This window comes from Actinomadura sp. KC345, assembly GCF_004348515.1.
In the GTDB taxonomy this organism is placed as follows: domain Bacteria; phylum Actinomycetota; class Actinomycetes; order Streptosporangiales; family Streptosporangiaceae; genus Spirillospora.
In genome coordinates this window covers 1-23,058 of record NZ_SMKH01000111.1, presented here as the reverse complement: position 1 = coordinate 23,058, position 23,058 = coordinate 1, and the positions used below count along the sequence as shown (strand labels likewise).

Below are 23,058 nucleotides of genomic sequence, written 5' to 3'. Positions count from 1 at the left end.
CACCCCGCCCGCCCCGCAGTGAACCCGGCGGGATCACGGATCCGGTCACCCCCCGCACACGGTCCTCCAGGACGACGGGAACGCGCGGTCACCGGCCGCCTGGCCACGGGCTCGCCCCCGCCCTCCTCGGCCGACTCCGCCCGGATCGGTGTTTAACTTGCGCGTTACTTAACACAGGGGTTACAAAGGGGGTGTGACCACGAACGTCTTCGAGGCCCTCTCCGATCCGGTGCGGCGGCGGTTGCTGGAACTGGTGGCCGAGCGCGAGCGGCCGGCCGGGGAGCTCGCCGCCGAGTTCGACGTCAGCAGGCCGGCCGTCTCGCGGCACCTGCGGGTGCTCGGCGAGGCGGGCCTGGTGAGCTGGCGCCATCAGGCGCAGCAGCGCATCTACCGCCTGGAGCCCGCGGCCCTCGACGAGGTCAGCACGTGGATCGAGCGGACCCGCAGCAACTGGGCGGCCCGCCTGGACGCGTTCGAACGGCATCTTGACGAGCAATGGGAGGAACCATCATGAGCGCAGGCCAGGACCAGCCGCCCTTCCCGGGCGAGCGGCGCGGCACGCTGGGCGTCGGAGACGACGGCCACTGGCAGATCCGCTTCGAGCGGCGGCTCGCGCACTCGCCCGAGCGGGTCTGGGCGGCCCTCACCTCGCCGGACCGGCAGGCGCGCTGGATACCGGGAGTGACGATCGACGCCACCGAGGGCGGGGCCGTCGTGTTCGACTTCGGCGACGAGGGAGGGGCCGAAGGCCGGGTGCTCGCCGTGGAGGAGCCTCGGCACCTGGAGCACACCTGGGTCTGGCCGGGCGAGCCGCCCGCGACGGTGCGCTGGGAGCTCACCGCCGACGGCGACCACACCGTCCTGGTCCTGCTGCACCGCCCGCTCCGCCGCGAACCGGCGATCCACTACACCGCGGGCTGGCACGTGATCCTCGACGCCCTCGGCGGCCACCTCGACGGCGGCGCGGCCGACGGCCCCGACGAAGCCGTGCTGGTCGAGTTCTACAGTGCCCTGGCGGAAGCGAACCGACCGGCCTGACCTTGCACGCCGCCCACTGGCTCACCCGGCCGCCCCGTCAGATGACTGGGCTCGGCGGGCGGCCCGGGCGGGCAGGATGCCGTGGACTCCGGGCGGAACCGGTCGTCCGGGGAGGCGCAGGCGCGACCGCAGTCGGCGGGTGACGCGAAACAGAGGTTCAAACGAGGGCGGCGGAGAGAGCCGAGGGGCGGGGCATCGTCTTGAGGGCCTCCAGGACGGGTGGAGGAGGCTTCGCGTAGACGGTGGGACGGATCGGGTCGCCGGGGTAGGCGAGGCGGTTCTCGGACGAGGAGAAACGGACGTCCACGCCGGGCTTGTTGCCCCGGGGGTCGAGGTAGACCCAGCGGTCGTCGATCAGGGCGGCGGTGAGGCCGTGCAGGACCCCGTCGGTCTGCTGGTAGCACAGGCCCGCCTGGATGCCGCCCGCGCGCAGGAGGGCGACGTAGGCGTGCGCTTTGGCGTAGCAGAGGCCGGTGCGCTGGTCGAGGACGTCGGATGCGCGCCACGGGACGCGGGGGTCGCCCGCGTCCATGGAGTGGGCGACCTCGTCGCGGACGTGGTCGAAGGCCGAGCGGGCGTAGGCGATGTCGTCGCCGGTGCGCATGTCCGAGGCGACCGCCTGGACGAGCGGGTGCTCGATGTCGATCGCCTCGGACGCGGCGAGGTAGTCCCAGGGGTCGCCGGCGAAGTCCATCACAGGCCGAGGAGCGACTCGATGCCGAGCGTGAGGCGGTCGAGCCCGGGGACCTTGCGGACGGCGAGCAGGACGCCCGGCATGAACGACTCGCGGTCCATCGCGTCGTGCCGGATGGTGAAGATCTCGCCGTGGCCGCCGAGGACGACCTCCTGGTGGGCGACGGCGCCGGACAGGCGGACGGCGTGCACGCGGACGCCGTCCACGTCGGCGCCGCGGGCGCCGTCGACCTCGGAGGTGGTGGCGTCCGGGGACGGCGCCGCGCCGGCCTCGGCGCGGGCGGCCGCGACCAGTTCGGCGGTGCGGTAGGCGGTGCCGGACGGGGCGTCGGCCTTGTTCGGGTGGTGGGTCTCGACGATCTCCACGGACTCGAAGAACGGGGCGGCCTTCTGCGCGAAGTGCATCATGAGGACCGCGCCGATGCCGAAGTTCGGCGCGATGATGACATTGCCCGTCGAGTCGTCGGTCAGCCAGGAGCGGACGGTGTCGAGGCGGGACGGCTCGAAGCCGGTGGTGCCGACGACGGCGTGCAGGCCGTGCTCGACGCACCATTTGAGGTTGTCCATGACGGCGCCGGGGTGGGTGAAGTCGACGACGACCTCGGCGGCGGTCAGCGCGTCGAACGCGTCGCCCTGGTCGACGGCGGCGACGAGCTCCATGTCCTCGGCTCCCTGCACGGCGCGGCACACCTCGGCGCCCATCCGGCCCCGCGAGCCCAGCACCCCGACCTTGATCACGTGTTCCTCCCGGTTGGCGTCCCGCCCGACCCTATCGTCAGGGCCGCTTCCCCATGCCGCGCGCTCCGCCCGACGGGCGGTCAGAAGGTGTCGCCCACCGGGCCTATCACCGTCAGGGCTTGGGGCTTGGCCAGGACTTCGCCGGCTATGGCGCGGACGTCGTCGAGGGTGACGGCCTCGATGCGGGCCAGGACCTCGTCCACGGGCAGCAGCGACTCGTAGACGAGTTCGCTCTTGCCGATGCGGCTCATGCGGGAGCCGGTGTCCTCCAGGCCGAGGACCATCGCGCCGCGCAGTTGGCCCTTGCCGCGCTCCAGTTCCTCGTCGGTGAGGCACTCGGTGGCGGCCTTGCCGACCTCGTCGCGGCAGATCGACAGGACCTCCTCGGCCTTGGCGGGCTGGCACCCCGCGTAGACGCCGAAGACGCCGGAGTCGGCGTACTGGGCGGTGTAGCTGTAGACGGAGTACGCGAGGCCGCGCTTCTCGCGGATCTCCTGGAACAGGCGGGAGGACATGCCGCCGCCGAGGGCCGCGTTCAGGACGCCGAGCGCGAACCGGCGGTCGTCGGTGCGGGGGACGCCGGCGCCGCCGAGGATGATGTGCGCCTGCTCGGTGTCCTTGTCGATCACCACGTCGCGCGGGTCCATGGGAGCGAGCGTGCCGTTCAGGCGGGGCGCGGCGGGCGCGGCGTCGCCGGTCAGGTGCTCCCCGAACGCCTCGGACACCAGCCGGACGACCTCGTCGTGGTCGATGTTGCCCGCCACCGACACCACCAGGTTGGACGGGACGTAGTGCTCCCGGTAGTAGCCGTGGATCCGGTCCCGCGACAGCGCGTTGATCGAGTCCTCGGTGCCGAGGATGGAACGTCCGAGCGGGGTGTCGCCGTACAGCGCGGTGGCGAACTCGTCGTGGATCAGGTCCCCGGGATCGTCGTCGCGCATGTGGATCTCTTCGAGGATCACGCCGCGCTCGGCCTCGACGTCCTCGGGACGGTTGACCGACGCCGCGACCATGTCGGAGACCACGTCCACGGCGAGGGGGAGGTCGGAGTCCAGGACCCGCGCGTAGTAGCAGGTGTACTCCTTGGCGGTGAACGCGTTGAGGTCGCCGCCGACCGCGTCGATCGCCGCGGAGATCTCCAGCGCCGACCGCCGCCTCGTGCCCTTGAACAGCACGTGCTCCAGGTAGTGGCTCGCGCCGGTGTCCGCGGTCGCCTCATCGCGGGAGCCGACCGCCGACCAGATGCCGAACGCGGCCGACCGCACGGTCGGCATCGTCTCGGTGATGACCCGGAGCCCCCCGGGGAGGACGGTGCGGCGCACCGCGCCGGCGCCCTCGGTGTGGATCGTGATGGTGGTGCCGGGCTCCTGCGCCCTCGCCGGCAGGGTCACGTGTCGCTCACTTCTGCGTAGATGGGAACCGGCCGGCCCGCCGTCCCGCAGCCCCCGGCCGCCCGTTGCGAGGGCGGCTGCCTGGCTGTTCGACGGCGGACCGGCCGGTCACGTGCCGGATATCAGGAGTTGCGCTGGCCGGAGTCGTCACCGCGGCGGGTGCGGCGGCGGCGCGGGCGGCGCTCACCGTCGTCGCGGCTCTCCGAGCGCTCCCCGGAGTCGTCGTCCGAGGCGTCGGCCGCCGCGGCGGGCGCGCCGCCGCCGTCGCCCTGGCCGCCGTTCTCGGCCTCGCGCTCGATCACGTCGACCGGCACCAGCGACAGCTTCCCGCGCTGGTCGATCTCGGTGACCTCGACCTGGATCTTCTCACCGACGCCCATGACGTCCTCGACGTTCTCGATCCGGGCGCCGCCGTGCAGCTTGCGGATCTGCGAGACGTGCAGCAGGCCGTCCTTGCCGGGCAGCAGCGACACGAACGCGCCGAACGTCGTGGTCTTGACGACGGTGCCGAGGAACCGCTCGCCGACCTCCGGCATGTGCGGGTTGGCGATCGAGTTGATCGCCTGCCGCGCGGCCTCGGCGGACGGGCCGTCGGTGGCGCCGACGTAGATCGTGCCGTCGTCCTCGATCGTGATGTCGGCGCCGGTGTCGTCCTGGATCGAGTTGATCATCTTGCCCTTGGGGCCGATGACCTCGCCGATCTTGTCGACCGGAACCTTGATCGTGATGATCCGCGGCGCGTTCGGGCTCATCTCGGCGGGCGCCTCGATGGCCTCCTGCATCACGTCCAGGATCGCCAGCCGGGCGCCCTTGGCCTGCTTCAGCGCGGCGGCCAGCACCGACGCGGGGATGCCGTCGAGCTTGGTGTCGAGCTGCAGCGCGGTGATCAGGTCGCGGGTGCCGGCGACCTTGAAGTCCATGTCGCCGAACGCGTCCTCGGCGCCGAGGATGTCGGTGAGCGTGACGTACTCGTCGCCCTCGTTGATCAGGCCCATCGCGATGCCCGCCACCATCTGCTTGAGCGGGACGCCCGCGTCCAGCAGCGACATGGTGGACGCGCAGACCGAGCCCATCGAGGTGGACCCGTTGGACCCGAGCGCCTCCGACACCTGCCGGATCGCGTACGGGAACTCCTCGCGCGTCGGCAGCACCGGGATCAGGGCGCGCTCGGCGAGGGCGCCGTGGCCGATCTCGCGGCGCTTGGGCGAGCCGACCCGGCCGGTCTCACCGGTCGAGTACGGCGGGAAGTTGTAGTTGTGCATGTAGCGCTTGGTGCGCTCGGGGTTCAGCGTGTCGATCATCTGCTCCATGCGGAGCATGTTCAGCGTGGTCACCCCGAGGATCTGGGTCTCGCCGCGCTCGAACAGCGCCGAGCCGTGCACCCGCGGGATCACGTGCGCCTCGGCGGTGAGCTGGCGGATGTCCTTGAGGCCGCGGCCGTCGATGCGCAGCCCGTCGCGGACGACCCGCTCGCGGACCAGCTTCTTGGTGACGGCGCGGTAGGCGGCCGAGATCTCCTTCTCGCGGCCTTCGAACGTCTCGGCGAGCTTCTCGGCGGCGGCGGCCTTGATCTCGTCAAGCCTCGCCTCGCGCTCCTGCTTGCCGGCGATCGTCAGCGCCTGCGCGAGGTCCCCGCCGACCTCGTCGGTGACGGCGGCCAGGACGTCGTCCTGGTAGTCCAGGAAGATCGGGTACTCGGCGGTCTCCTTCGCGGCGACGGCCGCGAGGTCGCTCTGCGCCTTGCACAGGACCTTGATGAACGGCTTGGCCGCCTCCAGGCCCTCCGCGACGGTCTCCTCGGTCGGCGCGGTCGCGCCCTCGCCGACGAGCTGGAGGGTGTCGCGGGTGGACTCCGCCTCGACCATCATGATCGCGACGTCGCCGTCGGCCAGCACACGGCCGGCGACCACCATGTCGAAGGTGGCGCGCTCCAGCTCCGGGTGGGTGGGGAAGCCGACCCACCGGCCCTCGATCAGCGCGACGCGGACGCCGCCGATCGGGCCGGAGAACGGCAGCCCGGCGAGCTGCGTGGACATCGAGGCGGCATTGATCGCCACGACGTCGTACAGGTGCTCGGGATTCAGCGCCATGATCGTCTCGACGACCTGGATCTCGTTGCGCAGCCCCTTGGTGAACGACGGGCGCAGCGGCCGGTCGATCAGCCGGCAGGTGAGGATCGCGTCCTCGGAGGGACGGCCCTCGCGGCGGAAGAACGAGCCGGGAATGCGCCCGGCGGCGTACATCCGCTCTTCGACGTCCACGGTCAGCGGGAAGAAGTCCAGGTTGTCCTTGGGCTTCTTGGAAGCGGTGGTCGCGGACAGCACCATCGTCTCGTCGTCGAGATAGGCGACGGCGGAGCCGGCGGCCTGGCGGGCCACTCGGCCCGTCTCGAAGCGGATGGTGCGGGTGCCGAACGGGCCGTTGTCGATCACGGCCTCGGTGCTCTGTGCACCGTCGATGCGCACGGCTTCAGTCACGGGAAACCTCCTTGGGGTTCCATATCGGTCCTCGCGGCCGTTTCCCGTTGGTTTCACACGCTGCCGGTCTTCGATCGAAGCACCCGGATCGAGATCTCCGCCGATGCGGCGGAACGGATCCGGAAGCCACTACCGAGGACCGGCCCGCACCAGCGGTGTCCGCGAGGCTTGTCTGCAGTTTTGCGGCCCGCCCGCGGTCTCGTGACCGGGGCGGCCTGTGTGCCGGCGGCCCGGCCCGTCCGGCCGGGCCCCGGCTCGGCCGTACGGGACGCGCGGTCCCTCGGCCGAAAAAGCGGAGGGAGTGGCCCCGCGGGCCACTCCCTCAGCGTCCTAGCGGCGCAGGCCGAGTCGCTCGATCAGCTGCCGGTAGCGGTTGATGTCCTTGTTGGACAGGTACTTCAGGAGCCGGCGCCGCTGGCCGACCAGCAACAGGAGGCCGCGGCGGCTGTGGTGGTCGTGCTTGTGCTCCTTGAGGTGCTCCGTCAGATCGTTGATGCGGCGCGTCAGCAGCGCGACCTGGACCTCCGGAGACCCGGTGTCACCCTCAGTGGTCGCGTACTCGGCGATGATCTGCTTCTTCGTGGCGGTGTCGAGCGACACGTGGCTCCTTCGATGAAATCGTCACCCGCAGATCCGGGGCCCGGTCGGGCGGCGGGTCCGCATGGTGCGTGTTGAGAGAGTGGCGGGCCGCATGAGGGTGCAGCCAGCCGCGCCAGGGCCCTTCCCGGCGACTCTTCACCGTACCATGTTGGCTGCAAGCCCGGCCCAAGGTGCTCGCCTGGCGGCTCGCACCTTGACCGGTCTTGTGCGAGCGCGAAACCGTCCTCCAGCCCCCACCCGCCACCATTCAAACGACGAGCTTCGCTCGGCCATCGCCCGGCGATCTTCCCGGTGGGAATCGCCTCCGGCTTCGCCCCACCGGTCAGGTCGCGCGCTCGCGTGCGTGGCTGGGGCGGTGGGCGAAGGGTTCAGGACATGAGTTCGCGGGCGCTGTCCACGTCGCGGTGCATTTCCTCGATCAGGGCCTCTACCGAGTCGAACTTCAGGGTGTCGCGGATGCGGGCGGTGAAATCGACGGCCATGTGCTCGCCGTAGAGGTCGAGGTCGTCGCGGTCCAGCGCGTAGGCCTCGACGGTGCGCTCGACTCCCTCGAACGTCGGGTTGGTGCCGATCGAGATCGCGGCCGGCCAGCTGAAGTCCGGGTAGCGGTCGGAGTCGCAGACCAGCCGGCCGGCGTAGACGCCGTCGGCGGGGATCGCGGTGTGCGGCAGCGTCTCCAGGTTGGCGGTCGGGAAACCGAGCGCGCGGCCCCGCTGGTGGCCGCGCACGACGACGCCCTCGACGCGGTGCGGGCGGCCGAGCGCCCCGGCCGCCAGGTCCACCTCGCCGGCGTCGAGCCGCTCGCGGATGTAGGTGGACGAGATCGTGCCGCCGTTGGCCACCAGAGGCATGCCCTCGGCGGTGAAGTCGTACTTGTCGCCGAGTTCCCGCAGCAGCGCGACGTCGCCCTTGGCCTTGTGCCCGAACCGGAAGTCCTCGCCGACGATGACGTGGGCGGCGTGGAGGCGGTCGACCAGGACCGACTGGACGAACTCGTCCGGCGGCACCTTCGACAGCTCCAGCGTGAACGGGACGACCACGACGGCGTCGGCGCCGAGGCCCTCCAGCAGCTCGATGCGGCGCTTGGTGCCGGCGAGCAGGGGCGGGTGCGTGCCGGGGCGGACGACCTCGTCCGGATGGGGGTCGAAGGTGATGACCACCGAGCTCAGGCCGCGGCGGCGGGCCTCCGCCACGGCGGTGCCGACGATCCGCTGGTGGCCGCGGTGCACACCGTCGAACACGCCGATCGTGATCACTGAACGGCCCCAGTCTGCGGGAACCTCGCCGAGGCCATTCCAGCGCCGCACCATTCTCTCCCTGCGTAGGACGTGCCTGCCCGGTATCTCCGTCGTCCTAGGGTGCCATGCGGGGGCGGGGGACGTCGCACCCAGGGGGCCCGGTGTCAGCCGGACTGGTACACGACCAGGGACACGGCGATGTACTGCAGGATGTAGGCGGCGAGCGTGCAGGCGTGAAAGACCTCGTGGAATCCGAACCAGTTCGGCGACGGGTTGGGGCGGCGCAGTCCGTACACCACTCCCCCGACGCTGTAGCAGACGCCCCCTACCGCGACCAGGAGGCAGGCCGCGAGGCCGGCGCCGGACAGGAACTGCGGCAGGAAGAGCACCGCCACCCAGCCCAGGACGATGTAGAGGGTCACGTAGAGGGCGCGCGGGGCGCCGATCCAGGCCGTCCGGAAGATGACGCCCGCGATGGCGCCCGTCCACACGATGGCGAGGACGGCGATCCGCACGCCGCCGTCGAGCGCGAGGACGGCGAACGGCGTGTAGGTCCCGGCGATGATCAGGTAGATGTTGGCGTGGTCGAAGCGGCGCAGGACCTCCATCAGCCGGTGCGAGGTCTGCCGGTGGTAGGTTCCCGAGATTCCGAACAGCATTCCAGACGTCGCCACGTACACCGCCGACGCGAGCCGCGCCTGCACGGTCGGGCCGAGCGCGACGAGGACGAGTCCGGCGACGAGCACCGCGGGGAACGCGCCGACGTGCAGCCAGCCGCGCAGCCGCGGGCGGGTGGGCGAGGCCACCGGAGGGTGGTCGTTCACAGTGGTCACAGGCACCTCCTTACCCAACGGACCTACGGTTACGTAGGTTACTTGAGCGTAGGTTGGCTGTCATCGCCGCTGCCCGTGATGCTCGCCACGGGGTCAGGAGACGAAGACGGCGAGGGGTTTGGCGACCTGGCCCTGCTCCTCGACCAGGGCAAGGAGCGAGCCGTCGGGCGCGAAGACGCCGACGGGACCGGGTCCGAGGCCCGCGGCCGGGAGCCGTCCGCCGTGCGCGACCTTGCGGGCGTCGCCGTCCGACACGTCCCGGCGCGGGAACACCGCCGCGACCGCCTCGGCCATCGGCAGGATCTCCATCGTCTCGGCGAGCCGGTCGAGCGTCCGCGCCATGCCGAGGTCGTAGGGGCCGACGCGGGTGCGGCGCAGCGCGGTCAGATGCCCGCCGCAGCCGAGGGACGCGCCGAGGTCCCGGGCCAGCGCCCGGATGTAGGTACCGGACGAGCAGGCGACGGACGCGTCCACGTCGATCACGTCGCCGTTCCGCCGCACGCCGGTGACCGCGAACTCGTGCACGGTGACCGGGCGGTCGGCGAGCACGACCTCCTCGCCCTTGCGGGCCATCTTGTAGGCGCGCTCCCCGTTCACCTTGATCGCACTGACCTGCGGCGGAACCTGCCGGATCGGCCCGGTCAGCGCCGCGACCCCCGCGCGCAGCGCCGCGTCGGTGACCGCCGCGGCCGGCGCGGCCGCGGTGATCTCGCCCTCGGCGTCGTCGGTGTTGGTCGACTCGCCGAGCCGGATCGTCGCGTCGTAGCCCTTCTCGGTCAGCGCGAGATGGCCGAGCAGGCGGGTGGCCTTGCCGACCCCGAGCACCAGGACGCCGGTCGCCATCGGGTCCAGCGTGCCCGCGTGCCCGACCCGGCGCGTCCCCGCCAGCCGCCGCATCCGGCCGACCACGTCGTGCGACGTCCAGCCGGCGGGCTTGTCGACGATGACGAGCCCCGAGTTGTCCGAGTTGTCCGAGTTGTCCGAGTTGTCCACGTGCGCTCCGAAGGTCAGTCGTCCGGGTCACCGGGGACGCGCAGCGCCGCGCGCAACCGGTCGATGATGCCGGCGGGCTCCCCGCCCATGGTGAACGCGGCGGCGGTGCGGTGCCCGCCCCCGCCGAGCTCGACGCAGGCGCGGCCGACGTCGACCGAGCCCTTCGAGCGGGTGGAGACGTACCACTCGCCGCGGTCGTTCTCCTTGCACACGACCGCGACCTCGGCCTCGTCGGTGCGCCTGAGCTGGTCGATGACCCCTTCGAGCTGGTCGTAGGGGACGTCGCGGGCATCGCGGTCCGAGCGCGCGATCGTGGTCCAGACCAGGCCGCGGCCGCCGGCGGCGTCGCGTTCCAGCCGGGCCCGCGCCAGCGCGCCCGCGAGGACCTGGAGGTAGCCGAACGGCGCCCGGTCCCACAGCTCCCGGCTCACCGCTTCCGGCCGGACGCCCGCGGTCAGCAGCCGTCCCGCCAGGTCGTGGACCTCGGGGGTGGTGCACGGGTACTTGAACGAGCCGGTGTCGCTGGCGAGGCCCGCGTACAGGTTCTGGGCCATGTCGCGGTCGAGCGGGACGCCGAGCCTGCGGATCAGCTCCTCGACCAGCACCGCGGTGGCGGCGGCGTCCGGGTCGACCAGCCGCACCCCGCCGAACCCGGTGTTGGACGCGTGGTGGTCGAGCACGATCAGGGCGCCGGCGCGTCCGGCGGGCTCGGCCAGCGAGCCCAGCCGCGCCTGCCCGGCCGCGTCCAGGGAGATCATGAGGTCCGGGGCGGCGGGCATGCGGGCGGGCTCGACCAGCATCTCCTGGCCGGGCAGGAACCGCAGGATCGCCGGAACCGTGAACGGCTCCCCGAAGGACGCCAGGCAGCGCTTGCCGAGCACCCGCAGGGCCTGCGCCAGCGCCAGCATGGAGCCGAGCGCGTCCCCGTCGGGGGCCACGTGGCAGGCGAGGGAGACCTCGCGGGCCTCGTGGATGAGCCCGACGGCCCGTTCCCAATCCAGCCCGCCGGGCGAGCCCTCCGCCGCGGAACGCTCGGCGGGCACGGGCGGGCCGCCGCCTCGGACGCCGCCGCGGGGGACGACGTCATGGCCGCTCGCCGCGTGCCCGCCCGGGTCGTGCAGACGGCATTCCTCGGCCCAGCCGGCGCCCGGTGCCTCCGCGCGCCGCTCGGTCCCGCTCACGACGGCGGGCGCCCGGGACGGCCGTCCTCTCCGTCCTCCGCGATGTCGTGCCCGTCGAAGTCCGGGTCGTCGTCCTCGTCCTCGTCGAGGTCCTCGTCGTCGTCGTCCTCGTCGAGGTCCTCGTCCTCGTCGGGCCCGGCCTCCCGGTAGGGGTTGGCCTCGCCGGCCGGGGAGGCGCCCTGGGCCGCCTTCGCGACCTCGGCGTCCCTGGCGCGGGCCTGGGCCAGCAGGTCGTCGATGTGCGCGGCGTTCTCCATCAGGGAGTCCATGACGAAGGTGATGCTGGGCGTGTGCCGCACACCGGTCTTCCTGCCCACCTCGGTCCGGATGACGCCCTTGGCGCTCTCCAGCGCCGCCGCCGTCTCGGCGCGCTCGCCGTCCGACCCGTACACCGTGTAGTACACGGTCGCGTCGCGCAGGTCGTTGGTGATGCGGGTGTCCGTCACGGTCACGAAGCCGAGCCGCGGATCCTTGATCCGCCTCTCCAGCATCTCGGCCACGATCTGCTGGATGCGGTCGGCGAGCTTACGCGCCCGAGCTGCGTCCACCATGATCGCACTCCCTTTCTCTGGTCTGCCTGAGGACCGAACACGCATCTCTCATTGTGCGGGGGGCGACCCCGCGGTCAGTCCTCGTCATGGAAAAGCCGCCGCCGCACGGACAGCAGTTCGATCTCCGGGCGCCCGGCCATCAGCCGTTCGCACCGGTCGAGCACCTGGGTGCAGTTGGCCGCGGTGCCCGACACCACCGCCACTCCGACCTCCGCCCTGCGATACAGGTCCTGTTCGCCGGTCTCGGCGACCGCCACCGCCGGGAAGTGCTTCTGCACCTCGGCGATGATCGGCCGGAGGACGGACCGCTTCTGCTTCAGCGAATGGACGTCCCCCAGCAGCATGTCGAGCGTCAGCGCACCCACGTACACCTGGTCGATCACCTCAGGATCCTCAGAAGTTGAACGACGGTGGTCACCCGCCGTGTTCCCTGCCTGCGACCGCCGCGCGCCGCCGCCGGCCAGGGCCGGGTGAGGCGGGCGCCGGGGGAACGGGCCGGGTATGACAGACGCCAGGCTAGAAGATCCGCCTGGCGCCAGGTCACCGATTAAACGATCACATCGTCGAGGGCCGGGCGAGCCGGGTACGACACGGCCGTCCGCGCGGCCCGGCCGGAACCGGGACCGCGCGGACGCGCGCGTGTCGCTCACGAGGCCTCAGGCGCGGGGCTTCTCCCGCATCTCGAAGCACTCGATGACATCTCCGAGCTTGATGTCGTTGTAGCCCACGCCGATACCGCACTCGAAGCCCTCGCGGACCTCGGTCGCGTCGTCCTTGAAGCGGCGCAGCGACGACACCGTGAGGTTGTCGGCGACCACGACGCCGTCGCGGACGAGCCGCGCCTTGGCGTTGCGCTGGATGATCCCCGAGGTGACCATCGAGCCGGCGACGCTGCCGATCCGCGGCACCTTGAAGATCTCCCGGACCTCGGCGGTGCCGAGCTGGGCCTCCTCGAACTCCGGCTTGAGCATGCCCTTGAGGGCCGCCTCGATCTCGTCGATCGCCTGGTAGATCACCGAGTAGTACCGGATGTCCACGCCTTCGCGGTCGGCCAGATCCTGCGCGTTGCGCTCCGGCCGCACGTTGAAGCCGAGGATGACCGCGCCCTCCTCGGACGCCAGCGACAGGTTGACGTCGTCCTGCGTGATCGCGCCGACACCTCGGCGGATGATCCGCAGGCCGACCTCGTCGCCCACGTCGATCTTGAGGAGCGAGTCCTCCAGCGCCTCGACCGAGCCGGACACGTCGCCCTTGAGGATGAGCAGCAGTTCCTGCCGCTTGCCCTCCTGGAAGTCCTTGAACAGTTCCTCGAGGGAGCTGCTCTTGCGGCTCTTGAGCAGTTCGGCGTTGCGCTTGCGCGCCACCCGCTTGTCGGCGATCTGCCGGGCGATCCGGTCGTCGTCGACGACCAGGAAGTTGTCGCCCGCGCCGGGCACGGCCGCGAGGCCGAGCACCATCACCGGACGGGACGGGCCCGCCTCCTTGACGTTGTTGCCGTTCTCGTCGAGCATCGCCCGGACGCGGCCGTTGGCCACACCGCAGACGATCGAGTCGCCGACCCGCAGCGTGCCGCGCTGCACCAGCACGGTCGCCACGGCGCCCCGGCCCTTGTCCAGGTGGGCCTCGATGGCCGAGCCCTGGGCGGGCATCTCGGGGTTGGCCTTCAGCTCCAGCTCGGCGTCGGCGGTCAGGACGATCGCCTCCAGCAGCCCGTCGATGTTCTCGCGCTGCTTGGCCGACACGTCCACGAACTGGGTCGAGCCGCCGAACTCCTCGGCGACCAGGCCGTACTCGGTGAGCTGCGCCCGGACCCGGTTCGGGTCCGCGCCCTCGACGTCGATCTTGTTGACCGCCACGACGATCGGGACCCCCGCCGCGGTGGCGTGGTCGATCGCCTCGGTGGTCTGCGGCTTGACGCCGTCGTCCGCGGCGACCACCAGCACCACCAGGTCGGTGGTGTCGGCACCGCGGGCGCGCATGGCGGTGAACGCCTCGTGGCCCGGGGTGTCGATGAAGGTGATCTTGCGGTCCTCGCCGTCGACCTCGGTCTCGACCTGGTAGGCGCCGATGTGCTGGGTGATGCCGCCGGCCTCGCCCGCCTGCACGTTGGCGTGCCGGACGGCGTCCAGCAGCTTGGTCTTACCGTGGTCGACGTGGCCCATGACGGTGACCACCGGCGGCCGGGGCAGCTGGTTCTCCTCGCCGCCCTCGTCCTCGCCGTACTCGATGTCGAACGACTCGAGCAGCGCGCGGTCCTCGTCCTCGGGGCTGACGACCTGGACGTCGAAGTCCAGCTCGAGCCCGAGGGCCTGGAGGTCGTCGGGGTCGACCGACTGGGTCGCGGTGACCATCTTGCCGAGGTGCATCATGATCGCGACGAGCGACGCCGGGTTGGCGCCGATCTTCTCGGCGAAGTCGGTCAGGGTCGCGCCCTGCGGCAGCCGGATGGTCTTGCCGTTGCCGCGCGGAGCCGAGACACCGCCGACGGCGGGCGCCTGCATGTTCTCGAACTCTTGACGGCGCGCCCGCTTCGACTTGCGCCCGCGCGCGGGACGTCCGCCGGGACGGCCGAACGCGCCCTGCGTGCCGCCGCGGCCGCGGCCACCGCCGCCGGGACGGGGACCGAAGCCGCCGCCCGGACGGCCGCCGGCACCCGGGCGGGCACCGCCGAAGCCGCCGCCACCGCCGCCGGGACGACCGCCGCCGCCCGGACCGCGGCCACCGCCGCCACCGGGACGGCCGCCGCCACCGGGGCCGCGTCCGCCGCCGCCACCGGGACCACTGCGCCCAGGCGCCGCGGGCCGCGAGGACGGCATGTTCATCGGGCTCGGGCGCGGACCGCCCGGCCGGGGCGGCATGGCGCCCGGGCTCGGACGCGGACCGCCGGCACCGGGACCACCGGGACCGGGACGGCCGCCGCCACCGGGACGCGGACCGCCCGCCCGGTCACCGCCGGGGCGGTCGCCGCGCTCGGGGCGCTCGGCGCCCGGACGCGGGCCGGGACGCGGGCCCGGCTTGGGCGCCTGGCCCATGCCGGAGGCGTTGGAGCTGAACGGGTTGTTGCCCGGACGCGGGCCGCCGGGGCCGCGCCCGCCGCCACCGCCTCCGCCGCCCTGGCGAGGGCCGGGACGCGGGCCGGGCTTGGGCGCGCGGGGACCCGGCTTCGGGCCTCCGGGCGCGCGGCCGCCGGTACCGGCACCGCCCGTACCGGCACCGCCCGTACCGGCACCGCCGGAACCGGACTCCCCGGAGTCGACGGGGCCGGCCGCGGGCGGGGCGCTCGGGCCCTGCGCCGCGGGCGCCTCCACCGGCGTGCCGGGTGCCGGCGGGACAGGCGTGCGCGGGCCCGGCTTCGGGGCACCGCCCTGACCGCCGCCCTGACCGCCGAGGCCGGGCTTGGGCGCCGCCGGGCGCGGTGCCGCGGGCTTGGGGGCCTGCGAGCGCGCGTTCTGGGAATCGGATGCGCCGCCGCCGGACGGTCCCGGACGCGGCGCGGCGGGCCGCGGTGCCGAAGGCTTCTTCGGCGCGGCCCGCTTGTCCCCCTGCTTCGGGGGAGAAGAAGAATTTGAGAAGGCTTCTTTCAGCCTGCGTTCGACCGGCGCCTCGATCGTGGAGGACGCCGATCGTACGAACTCGCCCATTTCCTTGAGCTTGGCCATGACGACCTTGCTCTCTACACCGAACTCCTTGGCGAGTTCATATACCCGGACCTTCGCCACTGCACTCCCTACTCGGTCCGGGGGTGCGGCCTCCGGACCGTCGCTAACTTGCCGTACTCATCGCGGCGTGCTCATCGAGCGCTCATAGCAATCTCGACCTGCTTCCGACTAGACGTCGCTTACCATTTGGCCATCCTGCTGCCGCGCGGCGCGGGCCGCAAGCCGCTCCCGCAGCGCACCGGCGTCGAGCGGCCCGGGGACGCGGAACGCCCTCGGGAACGCCCGACGTCGCTCTGCGAGGTCGAGGCACCCCAGGTCGGGATGCAGATGCGCACCCCGTCCCGGCAGCCGCCCACGGGGGTCGGGGACGATGACGCCCTCGACCACCACCAGGCGCAGCAGGTCGGACTTGACCGTGCGGACCCGGCAGCCCACACACGTGCGAACAGGGGCCGCCCGGCCACGTTGCATGAGTCTACCGCGCCGACGCGTCGGCCGGGCCTGCCGCATGCTCCTCCGGAGAAGAAGATCCGGATTCGCCGGTCTCGACGGCCTTCGCGGCCGTCTGATCGGGCTCGGTGTCGGAGCGGATGTCGATCCGCCAGCCGGTGAGCCGCGCGGCGAGACGGGCGTTCTGGCCCTCCTTGCCGATGGCGAGGGAGAGCTGGTAGTCCGGCACGATCACGCGGGCGACCCGGGCGTCGGCGTCGACGACCTCCACACTGGAAACCCGCGCGGGCGACAGCGCATTCCCGACGAACTCGGCGGCGTCCTCGGACCAGTCCACGATGTCGATCTTCTCGCCGTGCAGTTCGGCCATCACGTTGCGGACGCGGCTGCCGAGCGGGCCGATGCAGGCGCCCTTGGCGTTCACGCCCGCCTTGCGGGAGCGCACCGCGATCTTCGTGCGGTGCCCGGCCTCGCGGGCGATCGCGGCGATCTCCACCGTCCCGTCGGCGATCTCCGGGACCTCCAGCGCGAACAGCTTGCGCACCAGGTTCGGATGCGTCCGCGACAGCTGCACGGACGGGCCGCGGTGCCCCTTGCGGACCTGCACGACGTAGGCGCGCAGCCGCTCGCCGTGGTCGTAGCGCTCGCCGGGCACCTGCTCCTGCGGCGGCAGCACGGCCTCGATCTTGCCGAGGTCGACCTGCACGTTCCGCGGGTCCTTGCCCTGCTGGATGATGCCGCTGACGATGTCGCCCTCGCGCCCGGCGTACTCGCCGAACGTCAGCTCGTCCTCGGCGTCCCGCAGGCGCTGGAGGATGACCTGCTTTGCGGTCGTCGCCGCGATGCGGCCGAAACCGGTCGGGGTGTCGTCGTACTCCCGGAGGGCGGTGCCCTCCTCGTCGGTCTCGGTCGCCCAGACCGTGACGTGCCCGCTCTGCCGGTCCAGTTCGACGCGCGCCTTCGGCGCCGCGCCCTCCGTCCGGTGGTAGGCGATCAGCAGGGCGTCCTCGATGGCCTTGACGGCCACCTCGAGCGAGATGTCCTTCTCGCTCTCCAGGCCCCGTAGGGCGGTCATGTCGATGTCCACGAGGTTCCCCCCTCTAGTCCGGCTCAGCCGGAGAACGCGTTGCCTCGGCCGCGCCCGCGGAGGGAGCGGGCTTGAACTCCACCTGCACACGGCCGCGCCCCAGCTCGCCGAGACCGAACCGGCGCCGTGCGGTCCCGGGCCGGGCGCCCTTGCCTCCCTTGCCGCCGTCCTTGCCTCCCTGGGCGCCGCCTCCCTTGGCGCCGGCTCCCTTGGCGCCGGCTCCCTTGGCGCCGGCTCCCTTGCTCCGGTTCTTCTGGACGACGTCGATCTCGACGGCCTCGTCGTCGGCCGCCACCACGCGGCCCTCGATCTGGCCTCCCTCCGTCAACGGCGCGACGACCAGCCGGCCGACGGCGCGGCGCCAGTGCCGCGGCTCGGTGAGGGGGCGGTCGACGCCGGGGGAGGTCACCTCCAGCACGTACGGCGAGGTCCCCAGGACGTCGGACCCGTCGAGCAGCCCGGAGGCCGCCTCGCTCAGCCGGGCGATGTCGTCGAGGCCGACGCCGCCGTCGGCGTCCACGACGATCTTGACGAGACGGCGGCGGCCGGCGGGCCGCACGTCGACCTCCTCCAGGTCGAAGCCCGCCTCGTTCACCGCGGGCGTGAGAATCCTGGTCAGCGCGGAGACGGTGGCGTCGCGCGACGGGCGCGGCACGGCGGGCGGGTGCTCCTGCCGGCGCCCGTTCCGGTCGCGCCCCCCTTGAGCGCTGCCACCGCGGGACTCGACGCTCATGGGACCCCTCCTCTGTTGTGCGCCTGCGGTCGCGGGCGTACCCGTTTCCCGGGCCGCTCGTCCGTTGACATCTCAAGACTATCGACAGCCGGGGACCGCGGCGGTTTTTCCGACTGCTCACCGGCGCGGCGGATATGGAATGCTTGAGCTGGCCTGATGGACGCGTCCAGGTACCTGGGCCGCGGCGGGCCGACACCACCACACCGTCGGGTGAGGAGACTCCCTTGCCAGAGGCCGTGCCGCGCTTGCCGGGAGCCGTGTCCCGCCGCGTGCTGCTGGGCCGGGGCGCCGCCCTGGGCGGCGCCTTGCTCGTCCTGCCGGCGGCGGCCTGCGCCGCCGAGACCGCCCCCCACGAGGACGTGCCGACGCTGGTCGGCGCGATCGCGTCCGAGCAGGACCTGATCGCCACCTACGAGGCGGTGCGCTCCGCCGACGCATCGCTGGCCGGGCGGCTGGACCCGGTCCTCGCCCATCATCGCGAGCATCTCGCCGTCCTGAAGCGCCACTACGTCCCCGGTTCGGGCGACCGGGCCGGGGAGGGCGGCGCCATCCCGGCGCCGAGCGCACTCCCGGTTCCGGACGGGAACAAGGCCGCCGCGGCGTTGCGCGACGCCGAGGACCGGGCCGCGAAGGCCCGCACCGCGGACGCCGCGAAGGCGGCCCCCGCGCTGGCGCAGCTGCTGGCCAGCATCGGCGCCTGCGAGGCGGGGCACGCGATGCTGGCGACGGGCGAGCCTCCGGCCGTCCGGTCGCGGTCCGGCGCCGAGACGGTCCGGACGGCGCTGGCGGCCGAGCACGCCGCCGTGTACGGGTACGGAGTGCTCGGCGCCCGCCTGCGCGGCTCGCTCAGGGAGACGGCGAAGGCCGTGTGGGACGCCCACCGCGTACAGCGCGACGCGCTGGTCGCGCTCCTGTCCGGCGAGCCGGTCGCCGCCGCGGCCGCCTACGACCTGCCCGTCGAGGTCACGTCCGCCCGCAGCGCCGCCCGGCTCGCGGCGGCCCTGGAGGACGATCTCGTCCCCGCGTACGTCGGCCTGGCCGGTCTCTCCTCCCCCGACCTGCGCGCCTTCGCCGCCGACAGCGCCCAGCGCGCGCTGGCGCGGTCGGCCGGCTGGCGCTACAGGGCCGGCCTCCCGGCGCCGGACGACGCGTTCCCCGGGCTGCCGCCGTCGGCGCTCTCGCCTCGCCCCGAACCGGGTGAGTGATCTCCAGCACGCCGGGAAGGAATCGCCCGATTGATCGCGTTAGTCCCAAATAACAGGGGATCATTCGGGGGAGGAGTCCATGACCACGTCTCCGCAGGGAAACGCGCTCGACGAGCTCCGGGCCGCCTACCACGAACAGCTGGTCCGGCTCGCCGCCGAGCGGGACGCCGCGCGGCGGCAGGCGCGCCGGGCGCAGGCCCAGGCCGATGTGGCGCGGGCCGACCTCGCCAGCCTCACGAGCCGCGTCCACGAGCTGCTCCACGCCGCCGCCCGGCACCTTCCCGACCTCCCGGCGGTGGAGGCTCCGTCCGCTCCGGAGCTACCCGCCGCCTCGGACGCGTCCGGCGGCGGGGAAAGGTCTGCCCGGGCGGCCTGACCGGGGGGCGTGCGGACCGCCGGGGCAGCGCCTCCCGGCGGTCACGGCACCGGCCGGCCTGCTGTTAATCTCGGCCGAATGACCGCGTACGGCCTCCTCGTCTCCCCCTCGCACAACCGGGTCTATGCACAGGCCGCCACCGAGCTGGTGAGAGCCGAGCTGGCGGTGTTCAGCGAACGGGCGCTCGACGGGCGCGTCCGCGACATCGAGGAGACGGAGATAGGCGGCGTCCCGTACGTGACGTTCTCCGCCGACGACCTTGCGGAACAGGACGTCCGCCTTCTGTCGAACCTGTCGTCGCTCTATGCGCTGTTCCAGATCGAGGACGAACTTCTCCGGCCGGTCACGCTCCAGCCTCTCGACCTGTTCGGCAGTGACCTGCTCACCATCCAGAAGTACTCCGGCAAGACCAACGAGTACTTCACCAAGCTCCTGCTGAACGTCACCGCCATGGCGACCGACTCCCCCATGGACCTGGTCACGGGCCGGCCCCGCGTGCTCGACCCCATGTGCGGCCGTGGCACGACCCTCAACCAGGCCATGATGTACGGGCTGGACGCGGCGGGGATCGACATCGACGGCAAGGACTTCGACGCCTACGCGGCCTTCATCAAGACCTGGCTGAAGAACAACCGTGTCAAGCACCGGGCCGAGGTCACCAGCGTCCGGCGCGAGAAGGCCGTGATCGGACGCCGCCTGCACGTCACGCTGGGCGCCTCCAAGGAGCTCTACAAGGGCGGCGAGACGATGGAGATCACCGTCGTGAACGCCGACTCCACGGGGGCGGGCCGGTTCTTCCGCCCGGCCTCCTTCGACATGATCGTGACCGACGCCCCGTACGGCGTCCAGCACGGCAGCCGCTCCAAGGGCGCCCGACCGGGCCGCAAGGGCAGGCCGCAGCTGTCCCGCAGCCCGGTCGAGCTGCTCGGGGCGGCCTTGCCCGACTGGGCCCGCCTCCTGCGGCCCGGCGGCGCCATCGGCATCTCCTGGAACACCTTCGTGGGCCGCCGCGAGGACCTCGCGGAGATCCTCGCCTCCAGCGGCCTCCAGGTCCACGACTCGGACGCCCAACGCGCCTTCCGCCACCGCGTCGACCAGGCCATCTCCCGGGACCTGATCACGGCCCAGAAGCCGCCCGCGTAGACCGGACGCCGGTCAGATCCAGCGTTCGACGTGCGGGAGAAGCTCGTCCAGGTCGTGGATGAGCGCGTCCGGCGGGGTGAGGCCGGGGCGCTCGAAGGCGTGGGTGGTCTGGTGGTGGATCTGGACGGCGCGGAGCCCGGCGGACTTGGCGCCGTGGATGTCGTCGTAGGGGCGGTCGCCCACGAAGACGCAGGAACCGGGGTCGGTGGCGCCGACGGCGTCCATGGCGGCGCGGAACGCGTTGGCGTGCGGCTTGGTCCAGGGGATCTCGCTGGAGTAGACGGCGCCGTCGAGCAGGCCGAGGACGTCGTCGCGGGCGAAGACGCGCTCGTGCCACTCGCGCGTGCAGATGGTGTTGGACAGGATCCCGATCTTGATGCCGTGGGCCCGGAGGGCGTGGAACAGGCCGGGGACGGCGGGGTCGGTGTGGGTGTGCGGGGTCCACGTCTCGAAGTGGGAGTCCAGCATGGCCTGGGTCGGCTCGATCCCGGCCATCGCGAACGCCTCCGCGAGCGTGGCGCTGCGGTGCTCGTCGGTGCCGCGGCGCGCGAGTTCCAGCTCCGCTTCGGCGAGCGCGGCGGCGGCCTTCTCGACGTCGCCCGGGGGAAGGTGGGCGGAGCAGATCGCGCGCCACATGTCGGCCAGTTCGAGGTCGTGCCAGGGGGTCAGCGTGCCGCCCCAGTCGAAGATCACAGCTTGTACGCCCATGCCCGGATCGTAACCATCCCGACGCCGCGAACGATCACCCTTTTACGTGGTGGACCATCCCGGAAGGCGCGACCGGGGCACCTACGCCCAGCGAGGAGCCCGCATGCGCAGAGCCCTGATCGCCGCCGTCCTCTCCGCCGCCCTGCTCTCCACCGGGGCGGCCGCCGCCGTGCCCGCGGCGGCGGACCCGATCCCCGACGGCCCCGGCCGCGGTTTCGTCCCGGCCTTCATCGGCGGGCCCGCGACGCCGAAGCCGTTGGCGGGCCGTCCCGTCCCGGCCAATCCGCACCAGGGACCCGTGGGGACGTCGTCCATGCACGCCGACAGCCACGCGTCCGACACCTACCCGTTCCCCGGGCCGCTCGGACGCGACCCGGAGGTCCTCAACGAGGCGAAGGGCGGCGGCCTGCCCGGATTGTGCTCGACGGTGACGTTCGCCCGCCGGACGGGCCTGATCGTGGCGCAGTGCACGCGCGGGCAGAACTTCGTGCTGCGCCTGATCGACCCGAAGACGCTGAAGGACCTCACCACCTACGACCTGCCGCCCAGGCCGTCCACCGTCCAGGCCGTGTTCTCGCTGAGCCTGGACAAGGTGCTCACCGACACCTCCGGCGGCGCGTACTACTACCTGGACCCGCAGGACCGCGCCGTCCTCGCGGACTCGGCGTTCCACCTGCGGCGGTTCGCGCACGAGAAGGGCCCGGACGGCGCGTGGCGCTTCAGGGTCACCGACGACTGGGATCTGAGCGGTCACCTCCCCCACGACTGCGCCACCTGGACCAACCCGTGGCCGAAGGGCGAATGCGACCCCATCACGTCTGTCGGGCCCGACTGGGACGGCCTCATCTGGTGGGTCACGCGGAACGGGCGGGTCGGCACGGTCGATCCCGACTCCGGCACCGTCCGGATGACGCGCCTCCAGGGCGAGAGCATCCAGAACTCGTTCGCGACGTCCGAGAACGGCGTGTCGATCGTGTCCGACCACGCGCTCTACCAGATGCGGGCGGACGAGAACGGGACGCCCGAGGTCATCTGGCGCGAGGCTTACGACAGGGGCAGCGGACGCAAGCCCGGCCAGATCGACCAGGGCTCGGGAACGACCCCCACGTTCTTCGGCGACGGATACGTGGCCATCACCGACAACGCCGACGACCGCATGCACGTGATCGTCCGCCGTAGGGACGACGGGCGGCTGGTCTGCCGGATCCCCGTGTTCGGCAGCGGGCAGAGCGCGACGGACAACTCGCTCGTCGGGTACGGAAACAGCCTGTTCGTCGAGAACAACTACGGCTACCGCAACTTCTTCGAGCTTCCGCCGGGGGGATCGTCCGTGGGCGGTGTCAGCCGTGTGGACGTCAAGCCGGGCGGGGGCGGCTGCGAGACCGTCTGGACGAGCGAGGAACGGTCGCCGTCCACCGTGCCCAAGGTCTCCGTCCCCGCCGGGCTGCTCTACCTCTACACGAAGGAGCCGCGCAACGACTTCATCGACGCCTGGTACCTGACGGCGGTGGACGTCCATACGGGAAGGACCGTCTACAAGGTGCTGACGGGTCCCGGCAAGTGGTTCGACAACAACTGGGCGCCGATCACCCTCGGCCCGGACGGAACCGCGTACGTGGGCGTGATCGGCGGGCTCGTCGCCGTCCGCGACCGGGAGTAGGGAGGCGGTCAGCGGGGATACCGGTCCGATCAGCGAAACCGAGCAGGACCGTGGAGGAGGCATGAGGGCACGCAAGCCCGGTGAGACCCGCGACTTCCGCGAGGACATCGACGATATGGGCGACAACGATCAGGACGAGGAGATCGGCCTGACCGAGGAGTACGTGACCGACCCGCCCGAGAACCTGGTGATCGAGGAACCCGAACAGAGCCGAGACGGCCTGGGCATCACCGACTACGAACGGCAGGCGGCCAGAGAGGACGACGATGAGCGCCCCCACCCGGACACCCCCGCCGAATCAGAC

General features: G+C 72.3%; 22 protein-coding genes and 1 pseudogene. 7 read left to right on the top strand and 16 right to left on the bottom strand.

The window, feature by feature from the left end:
• Positions 1-193 precede the first annotated feature (193 nt).
• Positions 194-514, top strand: coding sequence for a metalloregulator ArsR/SmtB family transcription factor (locus tag E1281_RS19675; protein ID WP_131880251.1), 321 nt, complete (start codon positions 194-196; stop codon positions 512-514).
• Positions 511-1,038 carry an SRPBCC family protein gene (locus tag E1281_RS19670; protein WP_131880249.1) on the top strand — a complete coding sequence of 176 codons (528 nt, stop codon included), beginning with the start codon at positions 511-513 and terminating at the stop codon, positions 1,036-1,038. Before E1281_RS19675 ends, E1281_RS19670 begins: the two co-directional genes overlap by 4 nt.
• A 157-nt stretch (positions 1,039-1,195) precedes the next feature.
• Here the strand turns inward: E1281_RS19670 and E1281_RS19660 are convergent, their stop codons facing one another.
• From E1281_RS19660 to rimP, 15 genes are all read right to left on the bottom strand, one after another.
• Positions 1,196-1,732 carry a transglutaminase family protein gene (locus tag E1281_RS19660; protein WP_131880265.1) on the bottom strand — a complete coding sequence of 179 codons (537 nt, stop codon included), beginning with the start codon at positions 1,730-1,732 and terminating at the stop codon, positions 1,196-1,198.
• Positions 1,732-2,469 carry a 4-hydroxy-tetrahydrodipicolinate reductase gene (dapB, locus tag E1281_RS19655; RefSeq protein ID WP_131880248.1) on the bottom strand — a complete coding sequence of 246 codons (738 nt, stop codon included), beginning with the start codon at positions 2,467-2,469 and terminating at the stop codon, positions 1,732-1,734. The genes E1281_RS19660 and dapB overlap by 1 nt, the downstream gene beginning before the upstream one ends.
• An 80-nt stretch (positions 2,470-2,549) precedes the next feature.
• Positions 2,550-3,860, bottom strand: a complete 1,311-nt coding sequence (locus E1281_RS19650; RefSeq protein ID WP_131880246.1) for a pitrilysin family protein — start codon at positions 3,858-3,860, stop codon at positions 2,550-2,552.
• Between the two features lie 122 nt (positions 3,861-3,982).
• Positions 3,983-6,319 carry a polyribonucleotide nucleotidyltransferase gene (locus E1281_RS19645; protein WP_131880263.1) on the bottom strand — a complete coding sequence of 779 codons (2,337 nt, stop codon included), beginning with the start codon at positions 6,317-6,319 and terminating at the stop codon, positions 3,983-3,985.
• A 348-nt stretch (positions 6,320-6,667) separates the two neighbouring features.
• The gene (rpsO, locus tag E1281_RS19640) at positions 6,668-6,937 is read right to left on the bottom strand and encodes a 30S ribosomal protein S15 (protein ID WP_131880244.1); all 270 of its coding nucleotides are present in this window, start codon (positions 6,935-6,937) and stop codon (positions 6,668-6,670) included.
• A 368-nt stretch (positions 6,938-7,305) separates the two neighbouring features.
• A complete protein-coding gene (locus E1281_RS19635; RefSeq protein WP_165959007.1) occupies positions 7,306-8,244 on the bottom strand; it encodes a bifunctional riboflavin kinase/FAD synthetase in 939 nt (312 codons plus the stop codon).
• 95 nt (positions 8,245-8,339) lie between these two features.
• Positions 8,340-9,008: a hemolysin III family protein gene (locus E1281_RS19630; RefSeq protein ID WP_243717133.1), complete on the bottom strand. Its 669-nt coding sequence runs from the start codon at positions 9,006-9,008 to the stop codon at positions 8,340-8,342.
• A 93-nt stretch (positions 9,009-9,101) separates the two neighbouring features.
• Positions 9,102-10,001, bottom strand: a complete 900-nt coding sequence (gene truB, locus E1281_RS19625) for a tRNA pseudouridine(55) synthase TruB (protein ID WP_131880240.1) — start codon at positions 9,999-10,001, stop codon at positions 9,102-9,104.
• A gap of 14 nt (positions 10,002-10,015) precedes the next feature.
• Positions 10,016-11,182: a bifunctional oligoribonuclease/PAP phosphatase NrnA gene (locus tag E1281_RS19620; protein WP_243717131.1), complete on the bottom strand. Its 1,167-nt coding sequence runs from the start codon at positions 11,180-11,182 to the stop codon at positions 10,016-10,018.
• Positions 11,179-11,733 carry a 30S ribosome-binding factor RbfA gene (rbfA, locus tag E1281_RS19615; RefSeq protein ID WP_131880238.1) on the bottom strand — a complete coding sequence of 185 codons (555 nt, stop codon included), beginning with the start codon at positions 11,731-11,733 and terminating at the stop codon, positions 11,179-11,181. The genes E1281_RS19620 and rbfA overlap by 4 nt, the downstream gene beginning before the upstream one ends.
• 74 nt (positions 11,734-11,807) lie before the next feature.
• Complete coding sequence (locus E1281_RS19610; protein ID WP_279433628.1) at positions 11,808-12,116, bottom strand: DUF503 domain-containing protein; 309 nt, start codon at positions 12,114-12,116, stop codon at positions 11,808-11,810.
• Between the two features lie 273 nt (positions 12,117-12,389).
• Positions 12,390-15,452, bottom strand: coding sequence for a translation initiation factor IF-2 (gene infB / locus E1281_RS19605; RefSeq protein WP_131880236.1), 3,063 nt, complete (start codon positions 15,450-15,452; stop codon positions 12,390-12,392).
• A 108-nt stretch (positions 15,453-15,560) separates the two neighbouring features.
• Positions 15,561-15,827: a YlxR family protein gene (locus E1281_RS19600; protein ID WP_243717129.1), complete on the bottom strand. Its 267-nt coding sequence runs from the start codon at positions 15,825-15,827 to the stop codon at positions 15,561-15,563.
• Between the two features lie 40 nt (positions 15,828-15,867).
• Positions 15,868-16,917, bottom strand: coding sequence for a transcription termination factor NusA (gene nusA / locus E1281_RS19595; protein WP_131880255.1), 1,050 nt, complete (start codon positions 16,915-16,917; stop codon positions 15,868-15,870).
• A 25-nt stretch (positions 16,918-16,942) separates the two neighbouring features.
• The gene (gene rimP / locus E1281_RS19590; protein ID WP_131880232.1) at positions 16,943-17,662 is read right to left on the bottom strand and encodes a ribosome maturation factor RimP; all 720 of its coding nucleotides are present in this window, start codon (positions 17,660-17,662) and stop codon (positions 16,943-16,945) included.
• A 224-nt stretch (positions 17,663-17,886) separates the two neighbouring features.
• On the opposite strand from rimP, the gene E1281_RS41965 reads away from it, so the two are divergent.
• The 3 genes from E1281_RS41965 to E1281_RS19575 all read left to right on the top strand — a co-directional run bounded on the left by E1281_RS41965 (position 17,887) and on the right by E1281_RS19575 (position 20,386).
• Entirely contained in the window at positions 17,887-18,867 is a 981-nt protein-coding gene (locus tag E1281_RS41965; protein WP_243717127.1) for a ferritin-like domain-containing protein, read from the top strand.
• Positions 18,868-18,946: 79 nt separating this feature from the next.
• On the top strand, positions 18,947-19,243 hold the full coding sequence (locus E1281_RS19580) for a hypothetical protein (RefSeq protein ID WP_131880230.1): 297 nt from the start codon (positions 18,947-18,949) through the stop codon (positions 19,241-19,243).
• A gap of 78 nt (positions 19,244-19,321) precedes the next feature.
• On the top strand, positions 19,322-20,386 hold the full coding sequence (locus tag E1281_RS19575; RefSeq protein ID WP_131880228.1) for an SAM-dependent methyltransferase: 1,065 nt from the start codon (positions 19,322-19,324) through the stop codon (positions 20,384-20,386).
• A gap of 12 nt (positions 20,387-20,398) precedes the next feature.
• Here the strand turns inward: E1281_RS19575 and E1281_RS19570 are convergent, their stop codons facing one another.
• The gene (locus tag E1281_RS19570; RefSeq protein ID WP_131880226.1) at positions 20,399-21,094 is read right to left on the bottom strand and encodes an HAD family hydrolase; all 696 of its coding nucleotides are present in this window, start codon (positions 21,092-21,094) and stop codon (positions 20,399-20,401) included.
• 103 nt (positions 21,095-21,197) lie between these two features.
• Here E1281_RS19570 and E1281_RS19565 point away from each other — a divergent pair, with 103 nt between their 5' ends.
• Entirely contained in the window at positions 21,198-22,754 is a 1,557-nt protein-coding gene (locus tag E1281_RS19565; protein ID WP_131880225.1) for a hypothetical protein, read from the top strand.
• 61 nt (positions 22,755-22,815) lie between these two features.
• Positions 22,816-23,058, top strand: a pseudogene (locus tag E1281_RS19560) (hypothetical protein); the annotation flags it as partial.